The following is a 24,218-nucleotide window of genomic DNA, read 5'->3' as shown; positions in this document are numbered from 1 at the left end:
GTCAGACCTCTGGTTTTGTTGGTTTGTTTTGAGGTTGTGAAAAGCCACCCCTGACAGGTGGCAGGAGGCCGCGCGCAAGTGTGCGGGCAGCAAAAAGGAGTGTGATCTGACGCTCAAGCCCCAGCTTCAAGGCCTCCTGCGTCACGGGCACCGCGGCTGCAAACGGCGTTCTCGCCAACAGGCTCAGGCCAAGGTGGCCAGCTGCCTTTAGGCCCAGCCCCCGCGCCATTGCATGGGCCAGCCCGTGGGCCTGTTGGCCATGGGCCTGCAGAGTTTCAAGGGTCGGGGTGCAGCCATTGGTGCCCTTCAGTGCGGGGTGGGCCAAAAGCACGTCGCGCTCCGTCCGTAGCTCCAACACGGTCAACGGCGCAGAAATGTGATAGGCGCCAGAAAGAAACGCCAAGCGGATCAACCCATTGTAATAACCGCGAAGAACCAAGGGCGCTGTGCGGGCCACACCTTGGCGGAGGGCTGGTCGAGGCGCGCTCATGAGCCGGCCCCTTTCTGGTGCCGCTGTTGCGGCCCGGCCTGCACAGGGCCGGAGATCACCGACTTCAGCAGGCCTGCCGCCACCTGTTCGATTGATTGCGTGGCCGGGCTGAGGTTCGCCTGATGAAACGCGCCTTCAATACCCTGCCATTGAGATTTGGCCTGGTTTGCCTGATCGGGGGTAACGTCCCTCTGGCGCGCTTGAAGGTCAGATACACCGATGGCGGTCAGCGCGTCTTCCAGCGGCTTCAGGTTCAGCCAGTTCAGAACATCGTTCTCAATGGGCCCAAACACCTCTTTCTTCAGCGAGGAAGGGATCAACGCACCAATCTTGTCGGTCAACCAGCTGATGCCGTCGCCAATCCAGTTCGTCAGCGCCGACCCGCCGGGAATGGCGTTTTCCAAGGTGCGCAGCGGCGAGGTCACGTCCTCCAGCTTGCTCAGCACGCTGTCCAGATCCCCTTTGACGCTGTCGAGGGCAGGCTGAACGCTCTTCAGATCAGCGCTCAGGCTTTTGTTCAACGGTTTCAAGGCTTGAGAAAAACGGCCAAGGGCCAGTGCCAGTGGCACCAAGTCCGTGTTGGTCACCTTCAGGGCCGTGCCAAGGGCGCTTTCCAGGTCACGAGCGGGGGCGCGCAAAGCATCTGGCCCCATCACGGCGGCAACATCGTGCAGCACCGTCTCCGCGAGCCCCACCAATCCATAAACCTTGGCGAAATCACCGGAAAAGTCAGCGGCATCACCCACGAACTCTTTCAGGATGTCGAGCGCCGCAGACAGCTCACTGAGCACCGCACCAAGCGTTGTCACGATCGGTTCAATGGTTTCGTTCATCGTGCCAGTAAGGCCGTCGAGAGCCTCGGTAATCTCCGGCATCACTGCCTGAAGCGCCGCAGTGGCTTCGCCCACAATGGGCACCTCATCCACGGCCGTTAGCAGCCCTTCGATGGTGGTGACTTCAGCCGCAATCTGTTGAAGCTGTGTGGTTATGCCCTTGGTGTCAGAGAGGATGCCGCTGAAGCTCGCCACGGTCTTGGAGAGCGGGTCCAGCAGGTCGAGCAGGGGCTGCAAAGCTTCAGGCAGGCTCTGAAACGCCTGATAGACCTCAAACTCGAAAAGGGCAGGAGGGGATGATGGCAAGCCAGGTGTCCTTATCGTGGTTTTTTGCCATGACACCAGTTCAGGTGGTATTTTTGAAGCTGCAACCGGTTGCGTTTCATGCAAAAGCCTTGCGTGAAGCACCCATCAAAATTTAGAGCCTACTGAAACAGCTTGGTAACCGGATGCGGAACGCGAAAGGAGCCATGAGAGAAAACAGGCGTGCTTTCGTCATGTGACATGCAGCTATTGCGGGTCATAGGGGGCTTGATCAGTTCGGTCACCTGTTGGGGTGCCGCGCCCCAGCAGGAGCCAATCCAGCGAAACATTCAGGAGTTCAGAGAGGGCGATCAAGTGTTCAACAGAAACCTTGCCGCCCCGAAGCCAGCGCGACACCGTGCTCACATCCACATTCAGCGCACTGGCCAATGACAGTTGCTTGGTCCACCCCTGCGCATGGGAAATGGCTTGCAAGCGCTCGCCCCAATGAGCCGCTTCCCTTTTGTCAGTCAGATCCACCATTTGGGGGCGTGCCTTGGGGCCGACCAGAGAAACGGGGCGTTCGCGGGCCTTTCGGGCTTGTGCATCCGCAGTGGGCGCTGGCAACGGTCTCATGCGTCTTTCTCCACCCGCATCCATCTAGAGCATGAAGGAAAGACGCAGAAACTGGCGTTTGGTGAAGGGCGCATACTGCGCTTCCTCCATCAAACGCTGGACCAGCGTGGCAAATATTGGTGAATTTTACTAATCTTTTCTAAGGGAATTGCAGGTAGTGCTCGAACCATAACCTTGACCAAATCATGGCAGAGCAATGCGTTATCCTGTTAGTATCCTGCGCCTGAGTGTGTTCATGTTCTTCATCTTCGGTGGCATCGCGTCAGCCCATGCCATGCAGATATTCGCAAGCCTTCCCGGCGGCAAGATCATCACGCTTGATGTGGAATCCTCAGATTCCATCGAAGACGTGAAGACGAAAATCAGCGACATGGAGGACATCGACCCCGAGGACCAAATCCTCAGCTTCGGCGGGACAGAACTAGAGGATGGCCGGACACTCTCCGACTATAACATCAAGAAAGAAGCCGTCCTCGTTCTGACCGTAAAAGCAACGCCTGGGGAAGAAGGGAGCCTGGACAGCGAAAGCAAATCCGCTGTCACTCTCATCGAGAACGAGCTTGGGGCCGACCTGCGCTACCAGATGGGCGAAAGCAAGACCATGCTTCAAGGGGCGTCAACACGGCTATTGTCCGGGGCCTTGCAGCCAAACAAGGGCCTTTACCTGACGAACTTCTTTGCCAGTAAAAATGGCAGCGCAGCCCACGCGTTCGCCAACTTCTTTGCGGCAGACGCGGGCGACCTCTACCACACGATTGTCAGCGGAGACTTCGAAATCGAGGGCAACTCGGAAGGCACGTTTACCGGGCGTTTCGACATGCGCGCCGCGATAGAACGGCATTTTTCCGAGCGCTCCGCCCTCGCGCTTTATATGAGCGTGGATGGCAGCCAGTCGCACATCGACGGCACCTATAAAGGCCACGCAACGCGGGTTGGCGGCGGCCTCGGCATTTATGGCGTGTCACGGCTGACGCAGAAAATCACCATCGGGGCCTTTGGTTCCGTAGGGCTGGATTACAACCGCTTCGATTTGGAAGCCGACAGCATTGCCATTGAAACGGAGGAAGTTAGCGCCCGTTATCTGGCTGGTGCCACACTCTCTGGCCGGGGCAATTGGGATGGCTTCAGCATCATTCCGCAGCTTTCTGTGGTGAGTGGCACCTCGGATCTGGACAAAGTTCCCTTTGATACGCTCGATGGCAGCACAACGGGCAAGATAGACGTCAGCGGCGTGACACTGACACGGATTGCTCTGGAGCCGGAGATGCGTTTTGCCATGCCATGGGGAGAGCGGGATGAAACGCTCAATGCCAAATACGGCTTTGTCGGCGCGCGGGCAATCTGCGAGATGACCCATGAAGGCTCGGGCAGCTCAGATTGCGGTGCAGGCGCAAATGTAGGCATCAAGTACAATTTCGCCAATGGTGCGGGCCTTGTTGCGGCAAAAGTAGCCTACGAGTTCGTCGGCGATCTTGAACGCACCTCCGCGACCTTGTCTCTGGCCCGGCGGTTCTAAGGCAGGCAACCGGCCGCGCGCCCCTTCAGGGACCGCGGGGCTCCCTTTGCGTAATGGTCTAACCTTAATTGGCTGACCGTTACGGCATGATCAAATGATGCGTTTTAATACTTTTGTTCATGATATCTTAACGAACGACCAGAGTTTCAACTGAAAATTACATGACTCGGGTGAATTAGGGCTTTGGTGGTCAAATAACGTGTGCTAGCAGCACATGTCCCGGCGTTCACTGGGACCAACACTAGTAAAATTAGGGGCTCCCTCATGACTACCGAAACTGAAACGCTTGCCGCAGCACCAGCTGCTGGCGCGCATATGATCTATTGTAACACTTGCGGTCAGAGCATGGCTCAGACAGCACCGAACTGCCCAAAATGTGGTGCACCAAATGCCTTGGCTGGTCCAGAAACCTCCAACAAGTCATTTGTTGCAGCGCTGCTGCTCTGCCTGTTCTTTGGCATATTCGGCATTCACCGCTTCTATGTTGGCAAAATCGGCACCGGCATTTTGCAGCTCATCACTTTCGGTTGTTTAGGTATCTGGTCTTTCATTGACCTGATCATGATCATTGTTGGGTCCTTCAAGGACAAGCAGGGTCGGCCGCTCAACCGATGAGCACTGTTCCTCAAGCTCCACTCCACAACGGGTGGAGCTTTTGCACCTATTGCGGGCAAAAAATCGCCTTTGCTGCCCCAACCTGCCCGAAATGTGGTGCCCCCCAGCCAAAACGCACCTTGGCGGGCAATGCCGACATCAGCCCAAAGAGCTACGGCGTGTCCGTTACCCTGTGCGGCGTGTTTGGCATGATTGGCATCCATCATTTCTACATGGGCAACATTGTTCATGGTCTCGTCGACCTTGGACTGTTTCTGGGCTGGCTCGTGCTGCTTTTCGTCAGCAGCAACCCGAGCGACGTAGAGCTGCTGTTCGGATTTGCGTTTTTTATCGCAGATTTCATTCACACCTCCTGGGTGTTCATTTTGCTGATCTGCGGCAAAGCCAAGGATGGCAAGGGACGCCTCGTGGCCATTCCCAGTTCCCGCTAGGAGTTCTCTCCTAGCGGCTTCCTCAAAGACACCTTAGAAAATCCTTGGGGCTCGCCCCCGTCGCCCGCTTGAAACTGCGGGAAAAATGGCTCTGATTGGCAAAGCCGCAGGCTTCGCTGATTTGCGCCATGGGTTCACCTGCGCGCAGCATCTCTTTGGCCCGTTCAATCCGACGGCGCACCATCCAGCCTGCCGGAGACACGCCGGTTGAGGCCCGAAAGCTGCGCTGGGTATGGAACTCGCTCATGTCCACCTCTGCCGCCAGCTCGCGCAAGGTTACGGGCCGGCCCAGATGCGCGTCCATGAACTCCCGCAGCAGAGAGAGCTTGCGCGGCGACAAACCGCCACTGAGCTGTTTTTTGTGTTCGCTCAGCGCTCGCCCGTCGGAAAACAAAGCGTGCACGATTTCGCTGATCGCCTCATCCGCGTGGCCTGCCGCCCCATGCACAGAGGCCAGGTGCAGAGCCCGAAAACCCTGCGACAGCGCTGGGGTTTCGAAATAGGTCAGGTCCGTCAAATTCATGAGCCGCGCGTCCTTGTCGAACGTCTCGAAGTAGAGGCGGCGGAGTTCCTCATCGCTCAGGTAAAGATGAATGAACTCGAACGGTGTCGTGATCTCCCATTCAGAAGTGCAGCCCTCCGGCAGCACCACAACAGCACCTTCCCAACCGCGCGCCGACACGCTGTCAACGCGGCGCGTGCCCGTTCCGTTTTGCAGGTAGAAGCTGAACGTGTGCCCCTTCGGTGCCGTGTAGAGCATATGGTCGTCCTGATTGCGCCAAATCGCCGTTGAACGGTCAGCACCCAGGTCCATCGCACCCACAAGGCGGGCGCACGGCGAGCTGGACAAGAAACGGGAGACGGGCTGAGGGGCGCGCATGGCTGGACTTCAAGATGCTTTCTTCATGACTGGGCAAAAAAACTATAGAGCACCGCCATCGCAGCGCAAACCGACATGTGCACACGCTTTGGTCGAATACCGCAAGATCATGCAAAACTGCTGCACTGGATGTGGCTATGTGGAAGCAGTCATTTATTGGAGTAAGCATGAACGCGCTGTTATTCGCTGTCACGGTGCTGATCTGGGGTTCCACCTGGATTGCCATTTCCCTGCAGGTCGGGCCGGTCCCGGTCCTCGTTTCTGTGTTTTATCGTTTTGCCCTTGCCGGACTTGTGTTCCTGATTGGCCTTGTCCTCATGGGGCGTTTGAAACTGCCTCAACGCAGCGAGCAACCCTGGATCTTAATGCAGGCCCTGTGCCTGTTTTCCTTCAATTTCATCATGTTCTACATGGCGGCAGAACATGTACCATCCGGTGTCATCTCCGTTGTATTTTCGTTCGCCACGGTTTTCAACGCGCTCAATGCCCGCCTGTTTTTTGGCGACCGCATAACCGGCAAGACCGTTTTTGCTGGCAGTTTGGGCGTGCTCGGCTTAACGCTGCTGTTTGCGCAGGAACTGACGATTTCTGCCAGCACCGATACCCTCATCGGCATTGCCTGCGCCCTTGCCGGAACACTTTTGTTTTCCCTCGGCAACATGGTGTCACGGCGCAACTCTTCCACAGGCCTGACGCCTGTGCAGGCCAACGCCTGGGGCATGCCCTATGGCGCGGCGGTGTTGCTGGCGCTCATCTGGATCAGCGGCACGGAGATTGTCACGCCGCCCACGATCACTTACTTGGGGGCGCTGATCTATCTGGCGGTTTTCGGATCGGTTGTTGGCTTTACGACCTATCTGATGATGGTTGCGCGTCTCGGTTCTGCCAAGGCCGCCTATGCGACCGTGCTGTTTCCCATCATCGCGCTGGCGCTGTCCACCGTGTTCGAGGGCTACACCTGGAGCTGGATCAACGGTCTGGGCTTGTGTCTGGCTTTGCTCGGCAATGTGGTCATGTTCTCGCCACAGGGGCTGTTCTCCCGCCGCCGCCTTGCTCCAGCGGAGTAAGGGCAGGGGCCAGAACAGAGGGATGGGGGCTCTTCTGTGCTTTGAACTCAAAGCAAAGAGCCCCTTCGCCGACGCACCGCGCTTCTCCGGTATGACGGTCATGGTGTGTTGGGCGGGCGTTGCGGGCAAGGAGGTGATCGGCAGAAGGGATCGACGCTCCTAAAGCGTATGCCTCATGCAGATGACTCATAATCTCCGAGAGAGTTTCATCGGGCCTCGTCTTTACGGCCATCAGTAGATCGTCATCCGCCATGCGCTAAAGGTTCTTGGATCGGGCATGGCAAACGGTACGCTGAACCGTGAAAGCTGTTCTCGAAAGGGCCTATGACCACCGGGGGTTTCTCGTATCTCACTCTGTTGGAACGCTTATCCCGCAAGAAGGCCGCGAGTTGATATCGCCGCGAAGCCTTTGAAGAGCTCTATGAAAGGCGTTTGCACTCTCTGCTGCATCAACATCGACCTGTTGTGCTAACAAGACCGGGTATCCCTCAATTATCCGGGCCAACTCGCGCTGGCAAGGCCGATTTTGCGGATGCTGCGCAGTGGGAGAATGCCAGTTTCCGTTTTTAGGCTCTTAATGAATACATGCCTGATTTTCGGCGGTGCCGTACTTTAAGCATGCTACAAACGCCGCATGCTATTTGACCTTCCAGACCACGATACTCTGTATCAGTCCCTTTTGGACCGCAACGCCGCATTTGACGGGCGGGTTTATGTATGTGTTTCCTCGACCGGTGTGTTTTGCCGTTTGACTTGTCCGGCCCGCAAGCCAAAGCAGGAAAACTGCACATTCTTTGGCACGGTCGGGGAGTGTATCGAAGCGGGCTATCGCGCCTGCAAACGCTGTCATCCGTTGCAGCCTATGGCTTTGGCGGACCCTGCGATTGCAGCATTGTTGGCCGCGCTGGACGAGCGCCCCAATTACCGCTGGCGCGAGGGGGATATCGCGCGGATGGGGTTCGATCTGTCCACGGTTCGCCGCAGCTTCAAGCGCCAATTCGGCATGACGTTTCTGGAGATGGCGCGTCAGAGGCGGCTTCGAGAAGGGTTTGAAACACTAGCTGAAGGCGGCGCGGTCATCGAAGGCCAGCTTGATGCAGGTTTCGATTCTCCCAGTGCGTTCCGGGCGGCGTTCTTGAAGCTGATGGGAAAGGCACCGGGCAACCTGTCCTCGGACCCTTTGCTGTTCGCCGAGTGGATCCCGACACCGCTTGGCGACATGATCACCGTTTGCAGCAAATCGCAACTTCATCTTCTTGAGTTTTTTGATCGCAAGGCACTGCCGAAAGAGCTGGAGCGGCTTGATACCTTCGTCAAAGGCCGACTGGGCGTCGGACGAACAGACCCGTCGGAGCAGATCAAGGCCGAACTCGCCGCTTTCTTTGAGGGCTCGTCGTCAGACTTTCAAACCCCGCTCGCCTATCACGGATCGGATTTCAGCGGTGCCGTCTGGGATGCGCTCAGGCAAATCCCAGCGGGGCAAACTCGCAGTTACTCTGATATCGCCGCAAGCATCGGTCGCGCCTCAGCGGTTCGCGCGGTCGCCCGTGCAAACGGGGCCAATCAGATCGCTCTGGTCATTCCTTGCCACCGTGTCGTTGGCGCTGATGGCTCGCTGACTGGCTATGGCGGCGGCCTGTGGCGCAAACAGAAGCTCCTCGAAATCGAACGGCAATATCTGCCATAAAAAACAAAAGGACCCCCTCATGTCGCAAGCTGAAAAGGCATCTCGCTTCGCGGACCTGCACCAAAAGGGCAACCCGGTTGTGCTTTACAACATCTGGGATGCAGGGGGCGCGCAAGCTCTGGCGAAGGCCGGTGCCCCTGCCGTAGCCACCGGAAGCTGGTCCATGGCCGCAGCCCATGGCTACGGCGATGGAGAGGCCCTGCCATTGGACTTCTTCTTGAACATCGTCGAGCGAATTTGTGCTTCCGTTGATGTGCCTGTGACCGTGGATTTCGAGGGCGGATATGCGACCGAACCTGCCGAGGTTGCCCAAAACGCACGCAAGATGATCCGCGCCGGGGCCATTGGGATCAATTTCGAAGACAGAATCGTCAAGGGCGAAGGGCTTCATTCCATAGAAGCACAGGCTGCACGTATCAAGGCAATCAAAGCGGCGGCCGCTGACGAAGGTGTTCCCCTGTTTCTGAATGCCAGAACGGATCTGTTCCTCGGGACAGACCCAGCCACCCACGAAAGCAGTCTGGCAGAAGCGCGGGAACGCGAAGCCGCCTATGCAGAGGCAGGTGCGGACTGCTTTTTCATACCGGGGTTGACGGAGACAGCGTTGATCTCACGCGTTGTCGATGCGGCAACATTGCCTGTCAATGTCATGATGATTGGCGATCTGACGTCAGTCAAAGACGTGGCCGCCTTGGGCGTCTCCCGAGCGAGCTTCGGGCCTGCGCCGTTTATCCAGTTTCTTGCCGACTTCAAGAAGGCCTACGCTGGCGTCGTCAGCTAGAGCATGTGCCAAGCGCCCATGTGGAAGCGCCCATGTGGAGGCGGCCTCGGTGCCGGATCGTCAGGTTCCATGGAATTTTGAGATCCAGGTTTCGCTACCCCGGCGGAGGCACTTCGGAAAATGCTCCCGTTTGCTACTGAAGACGTTTGCTGGAGCATAACAAAAAAGGCAGAGCGTTTGCCCTGCCTTCTTCAAACTCAGTGCAGTCTCTCTTGATGAGAGCTGAAAGCCTTAGAGAGCTTCCAGGTTACCTGCGGAAGACTTGCCAGAGCGGCGGTCCTGAACGATTTCGTAGGAAACCTTCTGACCGTCAGAAAGCTCACGCATGCCTGCGCGCTCAACTGCGGAGATGTGTACGAAAACGTCGTTTCCGCCTTCGTCTGGCTGAATGAAGCCGTAACCTTTGGTGGCATTAAACCACTTAACTGTACCAGTTGCCATATCGCGAATCCTTTATAGTGCGCGTGTTGACGGTGACCAAACCGGGTCACTTTCCGATCGAATTCTGGAAAATAGCTTCGTCAGCTAGCGCACTTGGGCGCGAGGCATATAAACAGCAATGCCAAAAAATCGATGCCCCTCATGTAGCGATAAAAGATGTCGATATCAAGAACAACTTTTCGGTGACTTTACGGGCATACCCCCTAAAACACTGGTTGAAATGGCTGTGCCGACACTTTTCCATTCCTGAAACGGCGTAGCTTCTCGCGCTCTCACAGGCAGAATTGTTTTCTGCTAAGCTGCAAAACCAAAGCAAGCCCCTTGGGCAGTTTACCGCAAAGCAAAGGGTAGCGCAGGGCTGGAGAACCGCCTGCAAAAGCGCGTGAGTAGGGAGAAACCCGACTAGATTTATCGCCGCGCACCCAAGAAATGTAGGGGTAACACTCGCGTTTGTTAGAACGCGCTAAAACAACGACAAAACATGCGGAGCGCCAGATGCCAGAGACAGCGCAGGAAGCCCCAAACCTTCGGGAACTTCCCGTTTCACAGACCCCGGAAGTAGATTTTGTCCGCATCAGAATCGCTGGAGATTCCGGTGATGGCATCCAGCTCACAGGCACACGGCTGGCAGAAAGTGCCGCCCGGTTCGGCAACGACATTGCGACATTTCCGGATTTTCCGGCGGATATCCGCGCGCCGTCTGGCACGGTTTATGGCGTTTCCGCCTATTCCCTGAACATCGGCGAAACGGAAGTGCTCACGTTTGGCGATGAGTCTGATGCTTTGGTGGCGCTCAACCCGGCGGCCTTGAAAAAATACATGGGCGAGTTGAAAAAGGGCGGCCTGCTCATTTTCGACAGTGGCAGCTTTTCGGCCCGCGCCCTTGAAAAAGCAGGCTATGAGAGTGATCCGCGGGAAGATGGCACCTTGAGTCATTTTCGCCTGCTGCCGATCGACATCACCGAGCTCACCACGTCGGCGCTTAAAGAGAGCGGTGTCAGCGCAAAGGACGCAAAGCGCTGCAAGAACATGTGGACCCTTGGCCTGATCCACTGGTTGTTTGAGCGCGAGATTGACGCCCTTGAGAGCTGGCTGACGGAAAAGTTCGCCAACAAGCCGGAGATTGCCGAGGCCAACTTGCTGGCCCTGCGCGCCGGGCATCTTTATGGGGAAATTGCCGAGCTGCCCGCCGACATTTCTCAGTATCACATTGCCCCAGCTCCCTTGCGTGCGGGCGAATACCGAACAATCAATGGCAATGAGGCCATGGCCTATGGCCTTTATGCTGGCGCTACGCTTGCGGACCTTGAGGCGTTTTATGGCTCTTATCCCATCACGCCAGCTTCGCCGCTGCTGCACACCTTCGCCAAGCTGAAAGAGCTGGGGGCGCTCTCCTTTCAGGCAGAGGACGAAATTGCCGCCATCGGATCGGCCATCGGTGCGTCCTATGCCGGCCATCTGGGCATAACCGGCTCCTCCGGGCCGGGTATTGCCCTTAAAACGGAAGCGCTCGGCCTTGCTGTGGCAACGGAACTGCCACTGGTTGTGGTCAACGTTCAGCGCGGCGGCCCTTCCACCGGGTTGCCCACGAAAACCGAGCAGTCTGACCTGTTTCAGTCTGTTTTCGGGCGCAACGGCGACACGCCCATTCCGGTGATTGCGGCCTCACACCCTGGCGACTGTTTCGAGGTTGCCGTGGAAGCGGTGAAGATTGCCACCAAACACATGACGCCAATTTTCGTGCTGTCTGATGGCTACATTGCCAACGCTGCCGCTCCTTGGCGTTTACCCGATCTTGGTGAAGGTGATTTCGCGCCGTTTCCGGTGACAAAGGCCACCGATCCGAATGATTTTCAGCCGTTCAAGCACGACCCGGAAACCTTGGCCCGGCCGTGGGCCGTGCCCGGTACACCGGGCCTTATGCATCGCATCGGCGGGCTGGAGCGCGAGGAAGGGCGCGGCAACATCTCTTATGACGGCGACAACCATCAGCGCATGACGGAGATTCGCGCAGCCAAGCTGCAGGCCATCGCCAAGGACCTGCCACCGCAAACGGTCGAATCCGGCGCCCCTTCCGGCAAGTTGGCGCTGGTGGGTTGGGGCTCTTCTTGGGGCCCAATCCGTGTGGCAACACGCCGGGCGGTGCTTCAAGGCAAATCTGTATCGCACATTCATCTACGCCACATCTGGCCGCTGCCCCCCAACTTGAAAGAGCTGTTGGCGGGCTTTGAGGAAATCGTGGTGCCGGAAATGAACAATGGCCAGCTTGCCACCTTGTTGCGGGCCGAGCTGGGCCGCCCGATCCGCAGTGTTTCCTGCGTGAAGGGCCGCCCGTTCCTGGTGCGCGAAATCACCGAGATCATCAACAACGTGGTCGGAGGCTGACATGACCAAACTGACGGTAAAAGACTTCGCTTCTGATCTGGACGTGCGCTGGTGCCCGGGCTGTGGTGACTATGCGGTGCTCAAAGCCCTGCAAAAAACGCTGGCAGACGGCGGCTCCACGCTGGAAGACACGCTTGTGGTCTCTGGCATTGGCTGTTCCTCTCGCTTGCCTTACTACATGGCAAGCTATGGCTTCCACTCCATTCACGGGCGCGCGCCAACGCTGGCCACAGGGGCCAAGCTGTCCAATCCGGATCTGGACGTCTGGGTGGTGACCGGTGACGGGGATGGGCTGTCTATCGGCGGCAATCATTTGCTGCATGTGCTGCGCCGAAATGTGGACCTGCAGGTGGTGCTGTTCAACAATCAGATTTACGGCCTCACAAAGGGCCAGTTCTCTCCCACTTCCAGGCAGGGGACCAAGAGCCCAAGCTCTCCAACAGGCTCCATCGAAACGGGCCTGAACCCTTGCGTGTTTGCCCTTGGGGCGGGTGGCCAGTTCGTTGCCCGTTGCATCGATACGCAGGCCAAGGTGTTGCAGCCGGTGCTGGAAGCGGCCAAGGCGTTCAAAGGGACCGGGTTTGTGGAGGTGCTGCAAAACTGTGTCATTTACAATGACGGCATCTTTGATGGCTTGAAGGACAAGAAAACCGGACCGGATCACACCCTGCATGTGGAACACGGCCAGCCCATGGTCTTTGGGGTAAACAAAGACAAGGGCCTGCGCGTGGCAAAGGGCGGTTTTGGGCTGGAAGTGGTGCGGCTTGAAGGCGGGATCACACAAGAGGACCTTCTGGTCCACGATGAAACCAACATTCATCTGGCTCAGGCCTTGGCAGCCCTTGGCGAGAATGAGGGTGAGCCGGTCGTCATCGGCGTGCTTTACCGCCATGAAAAGCAGGAGTTCGTGGAAGGCGCCAGGCACGGCTTGCCGGAAGCACCGCTTTCGCGTGCGGAAAAGCTGAAACGCCTAGGTGCCACCTTGCGCAAGGCCGAAACCTGGCAGGTGAGCTAACCCCTTTCGCTTGGGTCTCCTTCACTCACCCACTACCACCACTGTCATACCGGAGAAGCGAGACGCCGATCCGGTATCCAGAGCAACACACACGGCAGGTGGTGAGGGGCTCTACTGGATCCCGCATCAAGCGCGGGATGACGCGGGTGTGGGGTCGCCCACGCCTTGCAATGACGGCGTTAACCTTTTCTGCCAAGTTCATACTTGGCAGCTGCCAATCTTCAGTGGGGCCATTATTCCTATGCACTTCCGATCCTCTTGCAGATGGCGTCAACGACTATTGCTTAAGAACACGTGGGAAAGCGAAGGGCACCAATAGCATATGAAGTGCATGCCGCATGCACCATAAAAGACGAGTTCGGCCCCGGTGGGCCGCTCGGCGGGGCGCGGCATCGGGAGCCTCGGCCATGTGTGGTCAAGATTGTTGCCGCCCACACCTCTTTTTCAGTCTCGTGTCTACACTTGAGCCGCATCTTCAGAAACTGACGCAAAATGCGCCGGTTTCATTCAAACCGACGCATCTTCAACGCAAACTCAGGGAAGGTTACTTACCGACCTCTAAATACGGTTTTGGCACCTTGGCCTTGCCGCCATAGGCGTAAACGGTGTAGCGCGTTTCAGCATCAGGCTCGCCCATTCCCAGAGAGCCCAGTGGCATGCCGGGAACGGACAGCCCACGGATCTCGGGCTTTTCTTCGAGCAGCTTGGCGATCGCCTCCAGCGGCACATGGCCCTCAAGCACATACCCGTTGAGAGTTGCCGTGTGGCAGCTCATCAGGTCATTCGGTATCCCCGCCTGCTGCTTGATCGGGTGGAGGTCCTCCACACTGGTGGTTTTTACAGTGTAGCCAGCTGCGCTCAGCGCATCCGCCCAATCTGTGCAGCACCCGCAATAGGGGGATTTATGCATATGGACTTCACCAAGGGACTGAGCAACCGCGTGGGAGGCAGGCAGGATGAAGAGGCCAACAGCGAGAGCTGCGGCAGAAGCTTGAATTTTCATGTATTTATCTCGATTACCAATAGGTTTCAGGGTGTTAGAGGGTCTGAAACTCAGGCAATCGGAGGGCGCAGCAGGAAAAAACGGTTGTAGCTCGCAAGTTCTGGCTGGGCAACGCGCGCAAATACGGGCGTTGCCATCTGGAAGCTCAGCCCTGCGGCGGCGGGGATAAAGCTGCAAAACGCCATGCAGTCGCCCATGGACGAACTGCCGTTTTCTTGCCCGTGGTCGCAACATGCCATGGCGCTCATGGGGCCACCGTGCTGGCTCTTGTTGCCCAGCTCATGCCCTTCCACAGACTGGGCGGCGGCATGTTGCGTTGCCGGTGCAGGCATGCCGCCAGACGGCATGAAGCCGCCAGCAAAGCTGTGCGTCAGCGGGAGCAGAAGCATAAACAGGGCGACGAGAAATCGGAGCATGCGCCGACACTATCAAGAAGATTTCGCCAGTTCAAACAAGGAACTATTAAATTTTCGTCATAGTGGAGCGCTGTCTTGAGAACGCCGGAACAGCACCTGCGCAGCCTTACTCAGATGTCGTGGCGGTGCCGTGGCTCTGCTTCATTCGCTCAAGTTGATCCTTGAATTTCACGCAGGGATCAACCTCATCCACCCGTCCCGTGAACCAGATGTAGTCGTAAACCTTCGGGTCGAAACTGGCGTAATCCTGAGGATTTTCGAGATCGCGCTGAACCTCCACTGGCGCAATCGCAATGCGGCTGCTGGTGTCATCCAGATAGTAGGGCACCCCGCGGTCAAGACGAATGTGACCATTTCCTGCGATCAGAACAGACCCCTGGCCGTCATCAACGGCGCGGCGCATCAACATGCCCATGAAGGCATCCTTCAGCCGCTGCATGGGAACAAGCGGCGCAACGCTCTCACGCCCCAAGATGCCGCAATGCGCATCCACCAGTTCTTGCTCCAAACTCTGAAGCTGGTCTGGCCGGTAGTCTTGCTGCCAGCGCAGTTCATCTGCCATTTCCTTTGGAAGATCAGAGCCTTGGCCAACCGCTTTAAGCAGATCTCGGGACGGACCACCCGGCACCATGTGAAAGTCGTAGGTGAGGGCGACTTCCGCAATGACCTGATAGATTTTCCAGTCGGGCCAACCGCGCTCACTCCAGCGGAGCGCCGTGCCCAGCTCATCAACGGTGGCCTTTTCCGCCGCAGCCAAGACCTCGCGGTGCTCAGGTTCCGCCATTTCGAACACCACTGTCCGGCGACTGCCGGCTTCTCCCAATGCCGCCATCACCTCGGCCTGAATGCGATGGTGACGCGGGTTGTCGTGGCGCTCTCCGAGAAGCACGTGGTCCTTGGAAAGGACGCGGGACATCAACTCTTCACGGGAAATTTGTTCCCCTGCAGCAACATCCCAGATTGTTTCGGCAAGAGGGTGGGAGTTGAGCAGCAGGTCTTCCGCACCCGGCAGAGCCTCACCTGCAAAAGCCGCGTTGTTTAAAATGAAAGTCATTGCAAGGGCAGCAAAGCGCTTCATCTCTCTCTCCAATGCACTGGCCACATGACGTTAGAGCTGGCTCATCAGAACGTCATGGAGTTTTTTCTGTTTTCGGATGAAGTGGCGGGACAAGGACACCAAAGTGATGGGCCGTCTGGCTGGATATCCCCTCCCTATAATACATGAGTTCATTACTCAAGTTATTTGACTCTTCCTACTCTTTAACAAGGTGGACGTCCTTTAGAGCTCGGCAAGAACATGTTCAAGGGTGCCGCCCCCAATCGCCTGAACTGCGGGATTATCTCAGCAAAACGCAACTAAAGCTTGCAGATTGAATCTAATGCTATCTATAGTATTAATAGCGCAACAATTTATATAAAATTCTCTCTATTGAGTCTTATTACTGGTATTCCAAGATTATGAATATCTTTGGTTGTACTTATTATCTAAAGAACTACCACAGATTTAGTTTTGTAGATTTTTTTTGAAAGTATCCACTGCATTAGGCGCACATATTGCGCTTTATGATGAAAGATAGTTCTTTGACTTTACATCGCTGAGGGGTGACTTCACCTTAAAGGCGTTCCACGGAATGCGGCTCCCGGCTCCTACTGAACTGCCGAACCTGTGCTTTGCCGCATTGCATGATGCATTCTTCCGTGGGCCGGTTAGATTCCGGCATGTCCCAAATGAACTTTTTCTAGGGACTGAAATCAATGTCTTCTCTTCTGACGAACACCTCCGCAATGGTGGCACTGACCACCCTTCGCAACATCAACAACGACCTGGCTGACACTCAGAACCGCATCTCCACCGGCATGCGCGTGTCTGACGCTTCTGACAACGCTGCTTACTGGTCCATCGCAACGACCATGAACTCCGACAACGATGCACTGTCTGCAGTACAGGACTCCTTGGGTCTTGGCGCTGCTACTGTCGACGTCGCTTTCACCGCAATGGATCAGGCAGTTGACGTTGTAAGCGAAATGAAGGCAAAGCTGGTGGCTGCTACAGCTCCGGGCGTTGATCGTACAAAGATCCAGTCCGATCTTAGCGAACTGCAGAACCAGCTGCAGACCATTGCTGACTCTGCCAGCTTTAACGGCGAAAACTGGCTCTCTCAGGACGTTACGACTACACCAGCTGATGCCGTGAAAACAGTTGTAGGTGGCTTCACCCGTGACGCAGCAGGCAATGCCGCCATCCAGAACATCTCCATCGACACCACCTCAATTGCGCTGGTTGATACTGGCGGTACTGCTGGTCTTCTCAATGCCGCGCTGGCAGGCGTTGACGGTACAATCGTGACCGGCGCAAATATGCTGGACTTCGACATCTCTGCCGCAACGGACTCTGCTGCTGATCTCGCACAGCTCTCCGCTCTGATCACGGGTGTTGATGGTGTCCTGTCGAACATGACCGATGCAGCTACCTCTCTGGGTTCAGCAAAGTCCCGTATCGACATGCAAACTGAGTTCGTGAAGAACCTGTCTGACGCTGTTGATCGTGGTGTTGGTCAGCTGGTTGACGCAGACATGAACGCTGAATCTACCCGCCTGCAGGCTCTTCAGACCCAGCAGCAGCTCGGCATTCAGGCTCTGTCCATCGCAAACTCCGGTTCTCAGAACATCCTGTCTCTGTTCCGTTAATCGGAAAGACTGGACACCTGAAACTGGTGGACTTCGAGCGGCCATCTCCTTACGGAGGTGGCCGTTTTTTGTTGCCTCGGGAAGGGGCACATAGCACCCACCAGCGCGGTTGGCAGCTCACCAACTTACTGGTGTTAGTTAGGCCCCACAAAATCCAACCATAGTTTTCGCCGCTCTCTCTCAAGAGGGCGTTTTTTGTTTCTGCTTCTCACATCAATAGGCCCGTTTGGGTAGCTGAGCGTGCAACCAGATTCGCACTGATTCAGGCATTACAACCTGAAATAGCCGCGTTTTATGCCTTCGGGCACGCCTTGATCCACAACACGGATCGAAAAATTCCCTCTTAAATTGCGAAGCTGATTATCAATGCAATCCTTGGTTGCTTCTATCGATATTACTGTTTAATTCCAATATCGTAGATGTCATTGCTAGGCAGCGGCGGAACGCGCAAGCGGCCACAACCTAGCCAGCCGATCTTTCAATAAATGCAACTTTGAGGAGTTTTGTTAAGCCTCGCGCAAGGTTTGGTAGGCGTCATTGGTTGCGTAACGGGCTGCTACACAACCTAGCAGTGCATGATGCTCTTAACCCGTTGCCACCGGCAGTTAGGCCGGAATGTCCCGATTTCTCTTCTTTATGGGACGAAATACTATGTCTTCTCTTCTGACGAACACCTCCGCAATGGTGGCACTGTCCACCCTACGCAACATCAATAACGACCTGGCTGACACTCAGAACCGCATCTCTACCGGCATGCGCGTTGCTGACGCTTCTGACAACGCTGCGTACTGGTCCATCGCAACCACCATGAACTCGGACAACGAAGCTCTGTCTGCTGTTCAGGATGCTCTGGGTCTTGGTGCTGCAACCGTTGACGTTGCCTTTACGGCCATGGACTCCGCAGTTGACGTCGTAAGCGAAATTAAGGCCAAGCTTGTTGCTGCCACCGATGACGGCGCGGACAAGAATAAGATCCAGTCTGATATCAAAGCGCTTCAGGAACAGCTGCAGACAATTGCTGACTCAGCGACCTTCAATGGCGAAAATTGGCTGTCTCAGGACATATCGACAACCCCAGCTGACGCCGTTAAAAGCGTAACTGGTGGCTTTACACGTAACGCCGCCGGTGCCGCAGCTCTCCAGAACATTACAATCGACACCACCAGTATCGCACTTATTGATACTGGCGGGACGACTGGTATCCTGAACTCGGACATGGCTGAAGTCACAGGCGCAGCAAACATTGCTGGTGCAAACATGCTAGACTTCGATATCTCTGGCATCACCGATTCAGCAGCGGACCAGACAGCCCTAGAAGCCTTGATCACCGCAGTAGACACAAAGCTTGGCACGATGACCGACGCAGCGACTGCACTGGGTTCCGCCAAGTCTCGTATCGACATGCAGACCGAATTCGTGAAGAACCTGTCTGACGCTGTTGATCGTGGTGTTGGCCAGCTGGTTGATGCAGACATGAACGCTGAATCCACCCGCCTGCAGGCTCTTCAGACCCAGCAGCAGCTCGGTATTCAGGCTCTGTCCATCGCAAACTCCGGTTCTCAGAACATCCTGTCTCTGTTCCGTTAATCGGACAGGCAGGCCGACTGAACCCGGTTGCCTTGATGCGGCCGTCTCCGAAAGGAGGCGGCCGTTTTTTATTGTCGGGTGCCCGATTGCTGCCTGACTGGCGTTCTTTTGCGCGCTACTTGCTCTCGCTGCGGGCTTCTTGAAGTTTGCGCTGACGCATGAGGGAGAACAACCCAGCCCCCACAATGAGGGCCGCACCGAAAACGGTCGCGCCGGTTGGCAGGTCGCCAAAAACGATGAAACCCACGGGAATGGCCCAAACCAGCTGCAAATAGGCAAAGGGCTGAATGTCGCTGGCAAGGGTGAGAGACAGCGCTTTCATCAGGCTGAAATGCCCACAAATGCTGGAAATGCAAATGGCACCCAGCAAGAGCCATTCGATGTCCGCCAGCGCGGGAAGGTGTTGCACGCCCATGTAGGTGCTCAGCACGGCCCCCACTGCGCCCACGTAAAAGAAGTGTGTGACCGCGCCATCATAAGCGCTCGCCATTCGGGTGAAGAGCTGATAGGTCGCGAAACTGAACGCGGCAGCGAGCACCACCAGAGCCGCCGGCCCCCAGATTTCACCGCCCGGCTGCACGATGATCAACAGCCCGATCAGCCCTACGCACAGGGCTGAGACACGGCGCCAACCCACTGTTTCTCCAAGGAAAAGCGCCGCAAGCGCTGTGGCGATGAGCGGATGCGCCATCATCACGGCGGTCACTTCCGCAAGTCCCAACAGGCTGAAGGATATGGTGATCAACGCGATTTCTGCAAAGAGCAGCACACCGCGCATGAGCTGAAGCTTCATGTTCCCGGTTCGAACAGTTGCTTTAAGGCCCTTTGTCGTGGAGGCGGCCCACAGCACGGCCACCACAAGATGCACCCAGAAACGCACCATCAAGATGAACCAGACCGAGTGGGTCTCCACCAATTGTTTGGTGATGGCGTCTTGAAGGGAGAAGATGAAGGTTGCCGCTATGGCACAGCTAATGCCGAGCACACGGGTGGGAAGAACGAGCGCCATGGGCACATCCATTTACGAAAAGCCCAGAATAGGGCGGGCAGAGGGGGAATGATAGTACCCGGCGGGAAATTGTCGGGTCGCAGTAAACGTGAAGGTTAAACGCATAACCGACACGGTGCCGCTTTGCAAGGCGCAACCTGATCAGACAAAAAAGGGGGAAGTGCAGCGGAGAAAAACGCGCCTTGGCGCGCTGTCCGATGGGGATACTGTTAGCTCTTGCGGTGTCAGCCGTGGGGAGGGACGGACTGAAACCGGGCCATGAGCTGGTGGGTGCTGACAGGCGTGAAGTCCCATCGATCCACCCCCACATCGCAGGAACGGCCAAGGTCAGGCAGCGTACCATGTGAATGGCCGAACAGGTGAATTGTGCCCTTGTTGTCATTGGGCCAGGTGCGCCAAGCGTAGTGGCACATGAAGTATTCCTGCGCCTCATGAGAAAAGCGCAGCATCTCGGTAACCGCCAGCTCGGGTGCCTTGGGGTCGTGAGATTGCCACGGCAGCGCCTTCACGGCGTCTCCGTCGTGGTTGCCAACAACAAGGCTCTTGGTGCCATTGAGAGCGTCAAAAGCGGCGCGCGCTTCCCCTTCGGTTGCCCGGTGTGCGAAGTCGCCCAGCACGAATACATGATCGTCCGGCCCAACCACAGCGTTCCAACGCTTAATCAGTTGCTCTGTCTGGTGCGCGCGGTCCTTGAAGGGGCGGTTACACAACTCGATGATGCGCTCATGCCCGAAGTGATGGTCAGAACTGAAGAAGTACATGGGCAGCCTTGTCATTTATGCTTCGCGGGGCAGTTCAACGGTGATGCAAAACTGGCCTTCATCTGTTTCACCCAGAAAGATGGCGCCGCCATGCGCCTTTACAACCTGATGGACAATGGACAGGCCAAGGCCAACGCTGGAAGAACGAGTGCGCTCATTGCTGTCGTTGCGGAAAAACGGTTCAAACACGCGCTCATGCAGATGCGACGGTATGCCGGGGCCCGGATCGCTGACAATGATGGTGAGCTTGTCATGCATATGGCTTTGCAGGCGCACGGTGGCCGCCCCGCCATACTTCAGAGCGTTGTCAATGAGGTTGGTAAACGCCCGGCGCAGGGCCGTTGGGCGTCCGTTCATCACGGCCCGGCCTTCCACCGCAAGCTGCACCTCGCCGCCGCCGCCAAAAATGCTGTGGGCCTGATCGGCCCGAGCTTGCCGCTCGGGGATAAAGGCGACCCGGCTCCCGGTATCTGTGTAGTCATCACACAAGGATTGCAAAAGCGCCCCGAGCGAGAGTTGTTGGGGTTCTTCCATGCGCACATCAAAGCGCAAAAAGTCCAGCGATGCGGTAATCAGCTGGGTCATTTCCTCCACATCATGCAGCATGCGATTGCGCAGCGCTGCGGAGTCGATCTGCTCCAACCTCAAGCGCAGGCGCGTGGCCGGTGTGCGAAGGTCATGGCTGATGGAGGCCAGCATGCGGGTCTGCTCGGAAAGCATCTCGGCACGGGCGTCTTGTTGCAGCAGGATCTTGTCCTGCAAGACCACGGCTTCTTCCGTGTCCCAGGGTTTCAGGTCCGCCCGGTCGTCTTCCGCCAGCGCACGAAACGGCACGGCCACGTAATGGGCGAGCATGCGTCCCACCACCAGCACCAGAATGACAGCGAGGCAAGACAGAATAACCACCACCGGCTCCGTCATCCGGTCTTTCCAGACGAGGGGCGCGGTGATCAACCGTCCGGCAGATGTGCCATCCAGAGCGGGCAGATAGAGCACGGCTCGCAAGTCCTGCCGGGAGATGGCGCGCACCAAATCGCCGAGCTGCCGCGCCGGGTACTGGTTCAGATCATAGTGGGCGCTGATAAGGTCGGGTCGGCGCGGTTCATCGTCAAACAGAACGAACAGTTTGAGCGTTCGATCGCCTCTCGCCATCACCACAGGCAGTTGACGGCTGTTTGCCGGGCTGATTGCAACATCCCCGGCAGTTATCTGCAATTTTTCGGTAGCAAAGGGTGCGGGCAGGGGGCGGCCACGCTCAAGGTTTTCAAGGTATTGACCCAGCTCGGAACCCACCTGAAACGAGGCTGCCAGCGCAATCTCCCGTTGGTTGAACGCATTCACGGCCATGCCGATGACAAAACAGATGGCGACGGCGGTTGCGATCAGCAAACCGGCCAGCCGCTGCTCCAGTTTCTTCGGCATCAGGTCCAGTGAGAGTTCAAACAAGGTTGAGGTCTTTCTGCGGCGCTTTCGCCTGTTTTGTTATACCTGCTGCACGGGCTGGGAAAACAGATAGCCCTGATGGCGCACAGTGCTGATGAAATCCTTGCCCGGTTCCGTTTGCGCCAGCTTCTTGCGCAGGCGACTGATGAGAATGTCGATGCTGCGATCATGGCTCTCAACCGCCGCGCCGCGCAGCACCTTGCCCAGTGCATCACGGGAGACCGGCTTTTGCGGCGACTTGACCAGCGTCAGCAGGGCATCAAACTCGGATGAACTGAGGTGCACCAGCACCCCGTCAGGAGCCTTGAGATGGCGCGTGGCCTCATCCAACACCCAGCCGCTGAATTCGTAGCGCTTCACCTTGGGCACAGCCTTGGGGGCGTTCGGGTCTTCCGTCCTGCGGAAAATGGCGAAGATGCGGGCCTGAAGCTCGCGGGGATTGAACGGCTTTTCCAAGTAGTCGTCGGCCCCAAGTTCTAGCCCCACAATCCGCTCCGTATCGCCAGTGATCGCAGAGATGATGATGATTGGCAACTTTGAGCTTTTGCGCACCCGCTGGCACAGAGCCAGGCCGCTTTCACCCGGCAGCATGATGTCGAGAACCATCAGGTCCACTTCATTGGCTTCCAGCACACCATGAGCTTCCTCCGCAGAATTGGCGGTCAAAACGGTGTAGCCACGATCTTGAAGAAACTCCGCCGTCAGGCTTGCGATTTCTTCATCATCATCAACTATGAGAAGTGTCTTGTTTGAGGTCATCATACCCGGGGGTGCCTGTTTTACAGCTCAGGGGAGCCCAACACTTGATTTATATAGCAAAACTTGTCTCTAGTGCGAGTGTATACGCTGCCCTTTGCGACACCTCACACGACTAATTTTGCGCAAATGCGCGATCTCTACGTACTTGTAGCTAGATTACCAAACAACGTCGAATCTCTTAGAGCTTTAATCTGGGAGGAAAACCATGGTCCAATCGCTTCTTAAGGGTGCCAAACTCGTGCTCGCACTTGCACCCTTGTGCGCCTCTTTGGCAAGCCCCACCACGGCAAGTGCCCAGCCAACCTCCGAGGTGCTTCACTACTGGACGTCCGGCGGAGAGGCGGAAGCCGTCAAGGTGCTTAAGGAAGCTTTTGAGGCCAATGGCGGGCGCTGGATTGACGCACCCGTTGCCGGTGGCGGCGGAGACGCACAAGCAGCGGTTCTGCGCGCCCGTGTGCTCTCCGGTGATCCCCCTTCTACCGTGCAGATCAAGGGCCAGAACATCCATGAATGGGCGGCGGCAGGCACGCTGAAAACACTGGATGACGAAGCTGAAGCGGGCAACTGGGACGCCTTGATCCCGGAAGTCTTGAAACGCGTGGTCAAGTATGAGGGCAGCTACGTTGCCGTGCCGATCAACATTCACCGCGTGGACTGGCTCTGGTCCAATCCTGAGGTGCTGGCGCGAGTAAACGCCGAGCCGCCGAGAACTTGGGAAGAATTCAACGCAACCGCGGAGAAGCTGAAGGCGGCGGGCTATATTCCGCTCGCCCATGGCGGACAACCTTGGCAGGATGCGACCTTGTTCGAAGTGGTTGTGCTCGGCATCGGCGGGGCGGACTTTTACAAGAACGCCCTTGAAGAGCTGAACGAGGACGCACTGCGTTCTGACACCATGGTCAAGGTGTTTGACCAGATGCGCAAACTCAGCACCTACGTGGACCCGGGCTTTCCGGGCCGCGAATGGAATTTGGCCACCGCCATGGTGATGCGCGGCGAAGCGGCCATGCAGATCATGGGGGACTGGGCGAAAGCGGAGTTTCTGGCAGCGGGTGAGGTTCCCGGCGAAGACTTCATCTGCACGCCGACGCCTTCCAACAACGGCTTCATTTTAAACTCCGACAGTTTTGCCATGTTCCGCGTGCCCGGCGAGGATGTTGCCGAAGGGCAGAAACTGATGGCCTCACTGGTACTTGATGAGGAGCTGCAGCGGGCCTTCAATCTTCTCAAGGGCTCCATCCCGGCCCGAAAGGGTGTAAGCTCGGAAGGGTTTGACCCTTGCGCCCTGCAATCCATGGAGGCCTTGGCCAGCGCAGAAGAGAGTGACGCACTCGTCAACTCCCTTGCCCATGAGATTGTGCAGGACGGGGCGGTGCGCGGCGCCTTTCTTGATGTGATCACTGAACATTTCAACACGGATATGTCTTCTCAAGAGGCTGTCAACTTGCTAGCAGAAACAGTAATGCTTGCGCGCTGACCCAACGCTGGGATACGCGGGCAGGGATCAGCCATAATCAAGCTCTGCTCGTGCC

General features: G+C 56.9%; 23 protein-coding genes. 11 read left to right on the top strand and 12 right to left on the bottom strand.

All coding sequences use genetic code 11. The features are described from left to right. Position 1: 1 nt before the first annotated feature. From PUV47_RS13675 to PUV47_RS13665, 3 genes are all read right to left on the bottom strand, one after another. Entirely contained in the window at positions 2-490 is a 489-nt protein-coding gene (locus PUV47_RS13675; protein WP_274219132.1) for a hypothetical protein, read from the bottom strand. Beyond that, entirely contained in the window at positions 487-1,629 is a 1,143-nt protein-coding gene (locus tag PUV47_RS13670; RefSeq protein ID WP_274219131.1) for a hypothetical protein, read from the bottom strand. Before PUV47_RS13670 ends, PUV47_RS13675 begins: the two co-directional genes overlap by 4 nt. A 204-nt stretch (positions 1,630-1,833) precedes the next feature. Continuing rightward, positions 1,834-2,202, bottom strand: a complete 369-nt coding sequence (locus tag PUV47_RS13665) for a helix-turn-helix domain-containing protein (protein WP_274219130.1) — start codon at positions 2,200-2,202, stop codon at positions 1,834-1,836. Between the two features lie 196 nt (positions 2,203-2,398). Between PUV47_RS13665 and PUV47_RS13660 the strand changes: the two genes are divergently transcribed. The 3 genes from PUV47_RS13660 to PUV47_RS13650 all read left to right on the top strand — a co-directional run bounded on the left by PUV47_RS13660 (position 2,399) and on the right by PUV47_RS13650 (position 4,764). Further along, entirely contained in the window at positions 2,399-3,718 is a 1,320-nt protein-coding gene (locus PUV47_RS13660; protein ID WP_274219129.1) for a ubiquitin-like protein, read from the top strand. Between the two features lie 264 nt (positions 3,719-3,982). Further along, a complete protein-coding gene (locus PUV47_RS13655; RefSeq protein WP_274219128.1) occupies positions 3,983-4,333 on the top strand; it encodes a TM2 domain-containing protein in 351 nt (116 codons plus the stop codon). Next, complete coding sequence (locus PUV47_RS13650) at positions 4,330-4,764, top strand: TM2 domain-containing protein (protein ID WP_274219127.1); 435 nt, start codon at positions 4,330-4,332, stop codon at positions 4,762-4,764. The genes PUV47_RS13655 and PUV47_RS13650 overlap by 4 nt, the downstream gene beginning before the upstream one ends. Before the next feature lie 22 nt (positions 4,765-4,786). On the opposite strand, the gene PUV47_RS13645 is transcribed toward PUV47_RS13650, so the two are convergent. Next, positions 4,787-5,644 (bottom strand): helix-turn-helix domain-containing protein, encoded by an 858-nt coding sequence (locus PUV47_RS13645; RefSeq protein ID WP_274219126.1) that lies wholly within the window; start codon positions 5,642-5,644, stop codon positions 4,787-4,789. A gap of 167 nt (positions 5,645-5,811) precedes the next feature. Here PUV47_RS13645 and PUV47_RS13640 point away from each other — a divergent pair, with 167 nt between their 5' ends. The 3 genes from PUV47_RS13640 (at position 5,812) to PUV47_RS13630 (ending at position 9,179) form a co-directional block, all read left to right on the top strand. Next, complete coding sequence (locus PUV47_RS13640) at positions 5,812-6,711, top strand: DMT family transporter (protein WP_274219125.1); 900 nt, start codon at positions 5,812-5,814, stop codon at positions 6,709-6,711. Positions 6,712-7,345: 634 nt separating this feature from the next. Further along, complete coding sequence (locus PUV47_RS13635) at positions 7,346-8,398, top strand: bifunctional transcriptional activator/DNA repair enzyme AdaA (RefSeq protein ID WP_274219124.1); 1,053 nt, start codon at positions 7,346-7,348, stop codon at positions 8,396-8,398. A gap of 19 nt (positions 8,399-8,417) precedes the next feature. Next, positions 8,418-9,179 (top strand): isocitrate lyase/PEP mutase family protein, encoded by a 762-nt coding sequence (locus PUV47_RS13630; protein WP_274219123.1) that lies wholly within the window; start codon positions 8,418-8,420, stop codon positions 9,177-9,179. A 231-nt stretch (positions 9,180-9,410) separates the two neighbouring features. Here the strand turns inward: PUV47_RS13630 and PUV47_RS13625 are convergent, their stop codons facing one another. Beyond that, on the bottom strand, positions 9,411-9,620 hold the full coding sequence (locus PUV47_RS13625; RefSeq protein WP_274219122.1) for a cold-shock protein: 210 nt from the start codon (positions 9,618-9,620) through the stop codon (positions 9,411-9,413). A gap of 495 nt (positions 9,621-10,115) precedes the next feature. Here PUV47_RS13625 and PUV47_RS13620 point away from each other — a divergent pair, with 495 nt between their 5' ends. Together PUV47_RS13620 and PUV47_RS13615 are read left to right on the top strand one after the other, a co-directional pair. Beyond that, positions 10,116-12,005, top strand: coding sequence for a 2-oxoacid:acceptor oxidoreductase subunit alpha (locus PUV47_RS13620; protein ID WP_274219121.1), 1,890 nt, complete (start codon positions 10,116-10,118; stop codon positions 12,003-12,005). A 1-nt stretch (position 12,006) separates the two neighbouring features. Next, on the top strand, positions 12,007-13,020 hold the full coding sequence (locus tag PUV47_RS13615) for a 2-oxoacid:ferredoxin oxidoreductase subunit beta (protein ID WP_274219120.1): 1,014 nt from the start codon (positions 12,007-12,009) through the stop codon (positions 13,018-13,020). 544 nt (positions 13,021-13,564) lie between these two features. Here PUV47_RS13615 and PUV47_RS13610 read toward each other — a convergent pair. The 3 genes from PUV47_RS13610 to PUV47_RS13600 all read right to left on the bottom strand — a co-directional run bounded on the left by PUV47_RS13610 (position 13,565) and on the right by PUV47_RS13600 (position 15,517). Beyond that, on the bottom strand, positions 13,565-14,023 hold the full coding sequence (locus PUV47_RS13610; protein ID WP_274219119.1) for a DUF411 domain-containing protein: 459 nt from the start codon (positions 14,021-14,023) through the stop codon (positions 13,565-13,567). A gap of 50 nt (positions 14,024-14,073) precedes the next feature. After that, complete coding sequence (locus PUV47_RS13605; protein ID WP_274219118.1) at positions 14,074-14,439, bottom strand: hypothetical protein; 366 nt, start codon at positions 14,437-14,439, stop codon at positions 14,074-14,076. A gap of 106 nt (positions 14,440-14,545) precedes the next feature. Continuing rightward, positions 14,546-15,517 carry a ChaN family lipoprotein gene (locus tag PUV47_RS13600; protein ID WP_274219117.1) on the bottom strand — a complete coding sequence of 324 codons (972 nt, stop codon included), beginning with the start codon at positions 15,515-15,517 and terminating at the stop codon, positions 14,546-14,548. Positions 15,518-16,194: 677 nt separating this feature from the next. Between PUV47_RS13600 and PUV47_RS13595 the strand changes: the two genes are divergently transcribed. Both PUV47_RS13595 and PUV47_RS13590 read left to right on the top strand, forming a co-directional pair. Beyond that, positions 16,195-17,127: a flagellin gene (locus tag PUV47_RS13595; RefSeq protein ID WP_274219116.1), complete on the top strand. Its 933-nt coding sequence runs from the start codon at positions 16,195-16,197 to the stop codon at positions 17,125-17,127. Between the two features lie 651 nt (positions 17,128-17,778). Then, entirely contained in the window at positions 17,779-18,714 is a 936-nt protein-coding gene (locus tag PUV47_RS13590) for a flagellin (RefSeq protein ID WP_274219115.1), read from the top strand. Positions 18,715-18,829: 115 nt separating this feature from the next. On the opposite strand, the gene PUV47_RS13585 is transcribed toward PUV47_RS13590, so the two are convergent. From PUV47_RS13585 to PUV47_RS13570, 4 genes are all read right to left on the bottom strand, one after another. Further along, positions 18,830-19,723, bottom strand: a complete 894-nt coding sequence (locus PUV47_RS13585; protein WP_274219114.1) for a DMT family transporter — start codon at positions 19,721-19,723, stop codon at positions 18,830-18,832. 224 nt (positions 19,724-19,947) lie between these two features. Continuing rightward, positions 19,948-20,499, bottom strand: coding sequence for a metallophosphoesterase (locus tag PUV47_RS13580; RefSeq protein WP_274219113.1), 552 nt, complete (start codon positions 20,497-20,499; stop codon positions 19,948-19,950). Further along, the gene (locus PUV47_RS13575) at positions 20,500-21,930 is read right to left on the bottom strand and encodes a sensor histidine kinase (RefSeq protein ID WP_274219112.1); all 1,431 of its coding nucleotides are present in this window, start codon (positions 21,928-21,930) and stop codon (positions 20,500-20,502) included. A 36-nt stretch (positions 21,931-21,966) separates the two neighbouring features. After that, positions 21,967-22,689 (bottom strand): response regulator, encoded by a 723-nt coding sequence (locus PUV47_RS13570; RefSeq protein WP_274219111.1) that lies wholly within the window; start codon positions 22,687-22,689, stop codon positions 21,967-21,969. A gap of 202 nt (positions 22,690-22,891) precedes the next feature. Here PUV47_RS13570 and PUV47_RS13565 point away from each other — a divergent pair, with 202 nt between their 5' ends. After that, positions 22,892-24,163, top strand: a complete 1,272-nt coding sequence (locus PUV47_RS13565; RefSeq protein WP_274219110.1) for an ABC transporter substrate-binding protein — start codon at positions 22,892-22,894, stop codon at positions 24,161-24,163. Positions 24,164-24,218 lie beyond the last annotated feature (55 nt).

The organism is Pseudovibrio exalbescens (genome assembly GCF_028737195.1).
In the GTDB taxonomy this organism is placed as follows: Bacteria; Pseudomonadota; Alphaproteobacteria; order Rhizobiales; family Stappiaceae; genus Pseudovibrio; species Pseudovibrio zosterae.
The sequence above is the reverse complement of the archived record's forward strand: the minus strand, read 5'-3'. Positions and strand labels throughout refer to the sequence as shown.

Excerpts from the sequence above, each read along its gene's own strand:
- PUV47_RS13600 (WP_274219117.1), bottom strand. The coding sequence starts at position 15,517 with ATGAAGCGCTTTGCTGCCCTTGCAATGACTTTCATTTTAAACAACGCG.
- PUV47_RS13660 (WP_274219129.1), top strand. The coding sequence starts at position 2,399 with ATGCGTTATCCTGTTAGTATCCTGCGCCTGAGTGTGTTCATGTTCTTC.
- PUV47_RS13610 (WP_274219119.1), bottom strand. The coding sequence starts at position 14,023 with ATGAAAATTCAAGCTTCTGCCGCAGCTCTCGCTGTTGGCCTCTTCATC.
- PUV47_RS13565 (WP_274219110.1), top strand. The coding sequence starts at position 22,892 with ATGGTCCAATCGCTTCTTAAGGGTGCCAAACTCGTGCTCGCACTTGCA.
- PUV47_RS13630 (WP_274219123.1), top strand. The coding sequence starts at position 8,418 with ATGTCGCAAGCTGAAAAGGCATCTCGCTTCGCGGACCTGCACCAAAAG.
- PUV47_RS13570 (WP_274219111.1), bottom strand. The coding sequence starts at position 22,689 with ATGATGACCTCAAACAAGACACTTCTCATAGTTGATGATGATGAAGAA.
- PUV47_RS13615 (WP_274219120.1), top strand. The coding sequence starts at position 12,007 with ATGACCAAACTGACGGTAAAAGACTTCGCTTCTGATCTGGACGTGCGC.
- PUV47_RS13675 (WP_274219132.1), bottom strand. The coding sequence starts at position 490 with ATGAGCGCGCCTCGACCAGCCCTCCGCCAAGGTGTGGCCCGCACAGCG.
- PUV47_RS13590 (WP_274219115.1), top strand. The coding sequence starts at position 17,779 with ATGTCTTCTCTTCTGACGAACACCTCCGCAATGGTGGCACTGTCCACC.
- PUV47_RS13620 (WP_274219121.1), top strand. The coding sequence starts at position 10,116 with ATGCCAGAGACAGCGCAGGAAGCCCCAAACCTTCGGGAACTTCCCGTT.
- PUV47_RS13585 (WP_274219114.1), bottom strand. The coding sequence starts at position 19,723 with ATGGCGCTCGTTCTTCCCACCCGTGTGCTCGGCATTAGCTGTGCCATA.
- PUV47_RS13655 (WP_274219128.1), top strand. The coding sequence starts at position 3,983 with ATGACTACCGAAACTGAAACGCTTGCCGCAGCACCAGCTGCTGGCGCG.
- PUV47_RS13580 (WP_274219113.1), bottom strand. The coding sequence starts at position 20,499 with ATGACAAGGCTGCCCATGTACTTCTTCAGTTCTGACCATCACTTCGGG.
- PUV47_RS13665 (WP_274219130.1), bottom strand. The coding sequence starts at position 2,202 with ATGAGACCGTTGCCAGCGCCCACTGCGGATGCACAAGCCCGAAAGGCC.
- PUV47_RS13625 (WP_274219122.1), bottom strand. The coding sequence starts at position 9,620 with ATGGCAACTGGTACAGTTAAGTGGTTTAATGCCACCAAAGGTTACGGC.
- PUV47_RS13645 (WP_274219126.1), bottom strand. The coding sequence starts at position 5,644 with ATGCGCGCCCCTCAGCCCGTCTCCCGTTTCTTGTCCAGCTCGCCGTGC.
- PUV47_RS13605 (WP_274219118.1), bottom strand. The coding sequence starts at position 14,439 with ATGCTCCGATTTCTCGTCGCCCTGTTTATGCTTCTGCTCCCGCTGACG.
- PUV47_RS13595 (WP_274219116.1), top strand. The coding sequence starts at position 16,195 with ATGTCTTCTCTTCTGACGAACACCTCCGCAATGGTGGCACTGACCACC.
- PUV47_RS13640 (WP_274219125.1), top strand. The coding sequence starts at position 5,812 with ATGAACGCGCTGTTATTCGCTGTCACGGTGCTGATCTGGGGTTCCACC.
- PUV47_RS13650 (WP_274219127.1), top strand. The coding sequence starts at position 4,330 with ATGAGCACTGTTCCTCAAGCTCCACTCCACAACGGGTGGAGCTTTTGC.
- PUV47_RS13635 (WP_274219124.1), top strand. The coding sequence starts at position 7,346 with ATGCTATTTGACCTTCCAGACCACGATACTCTGTATCAGTCCCTTTTG.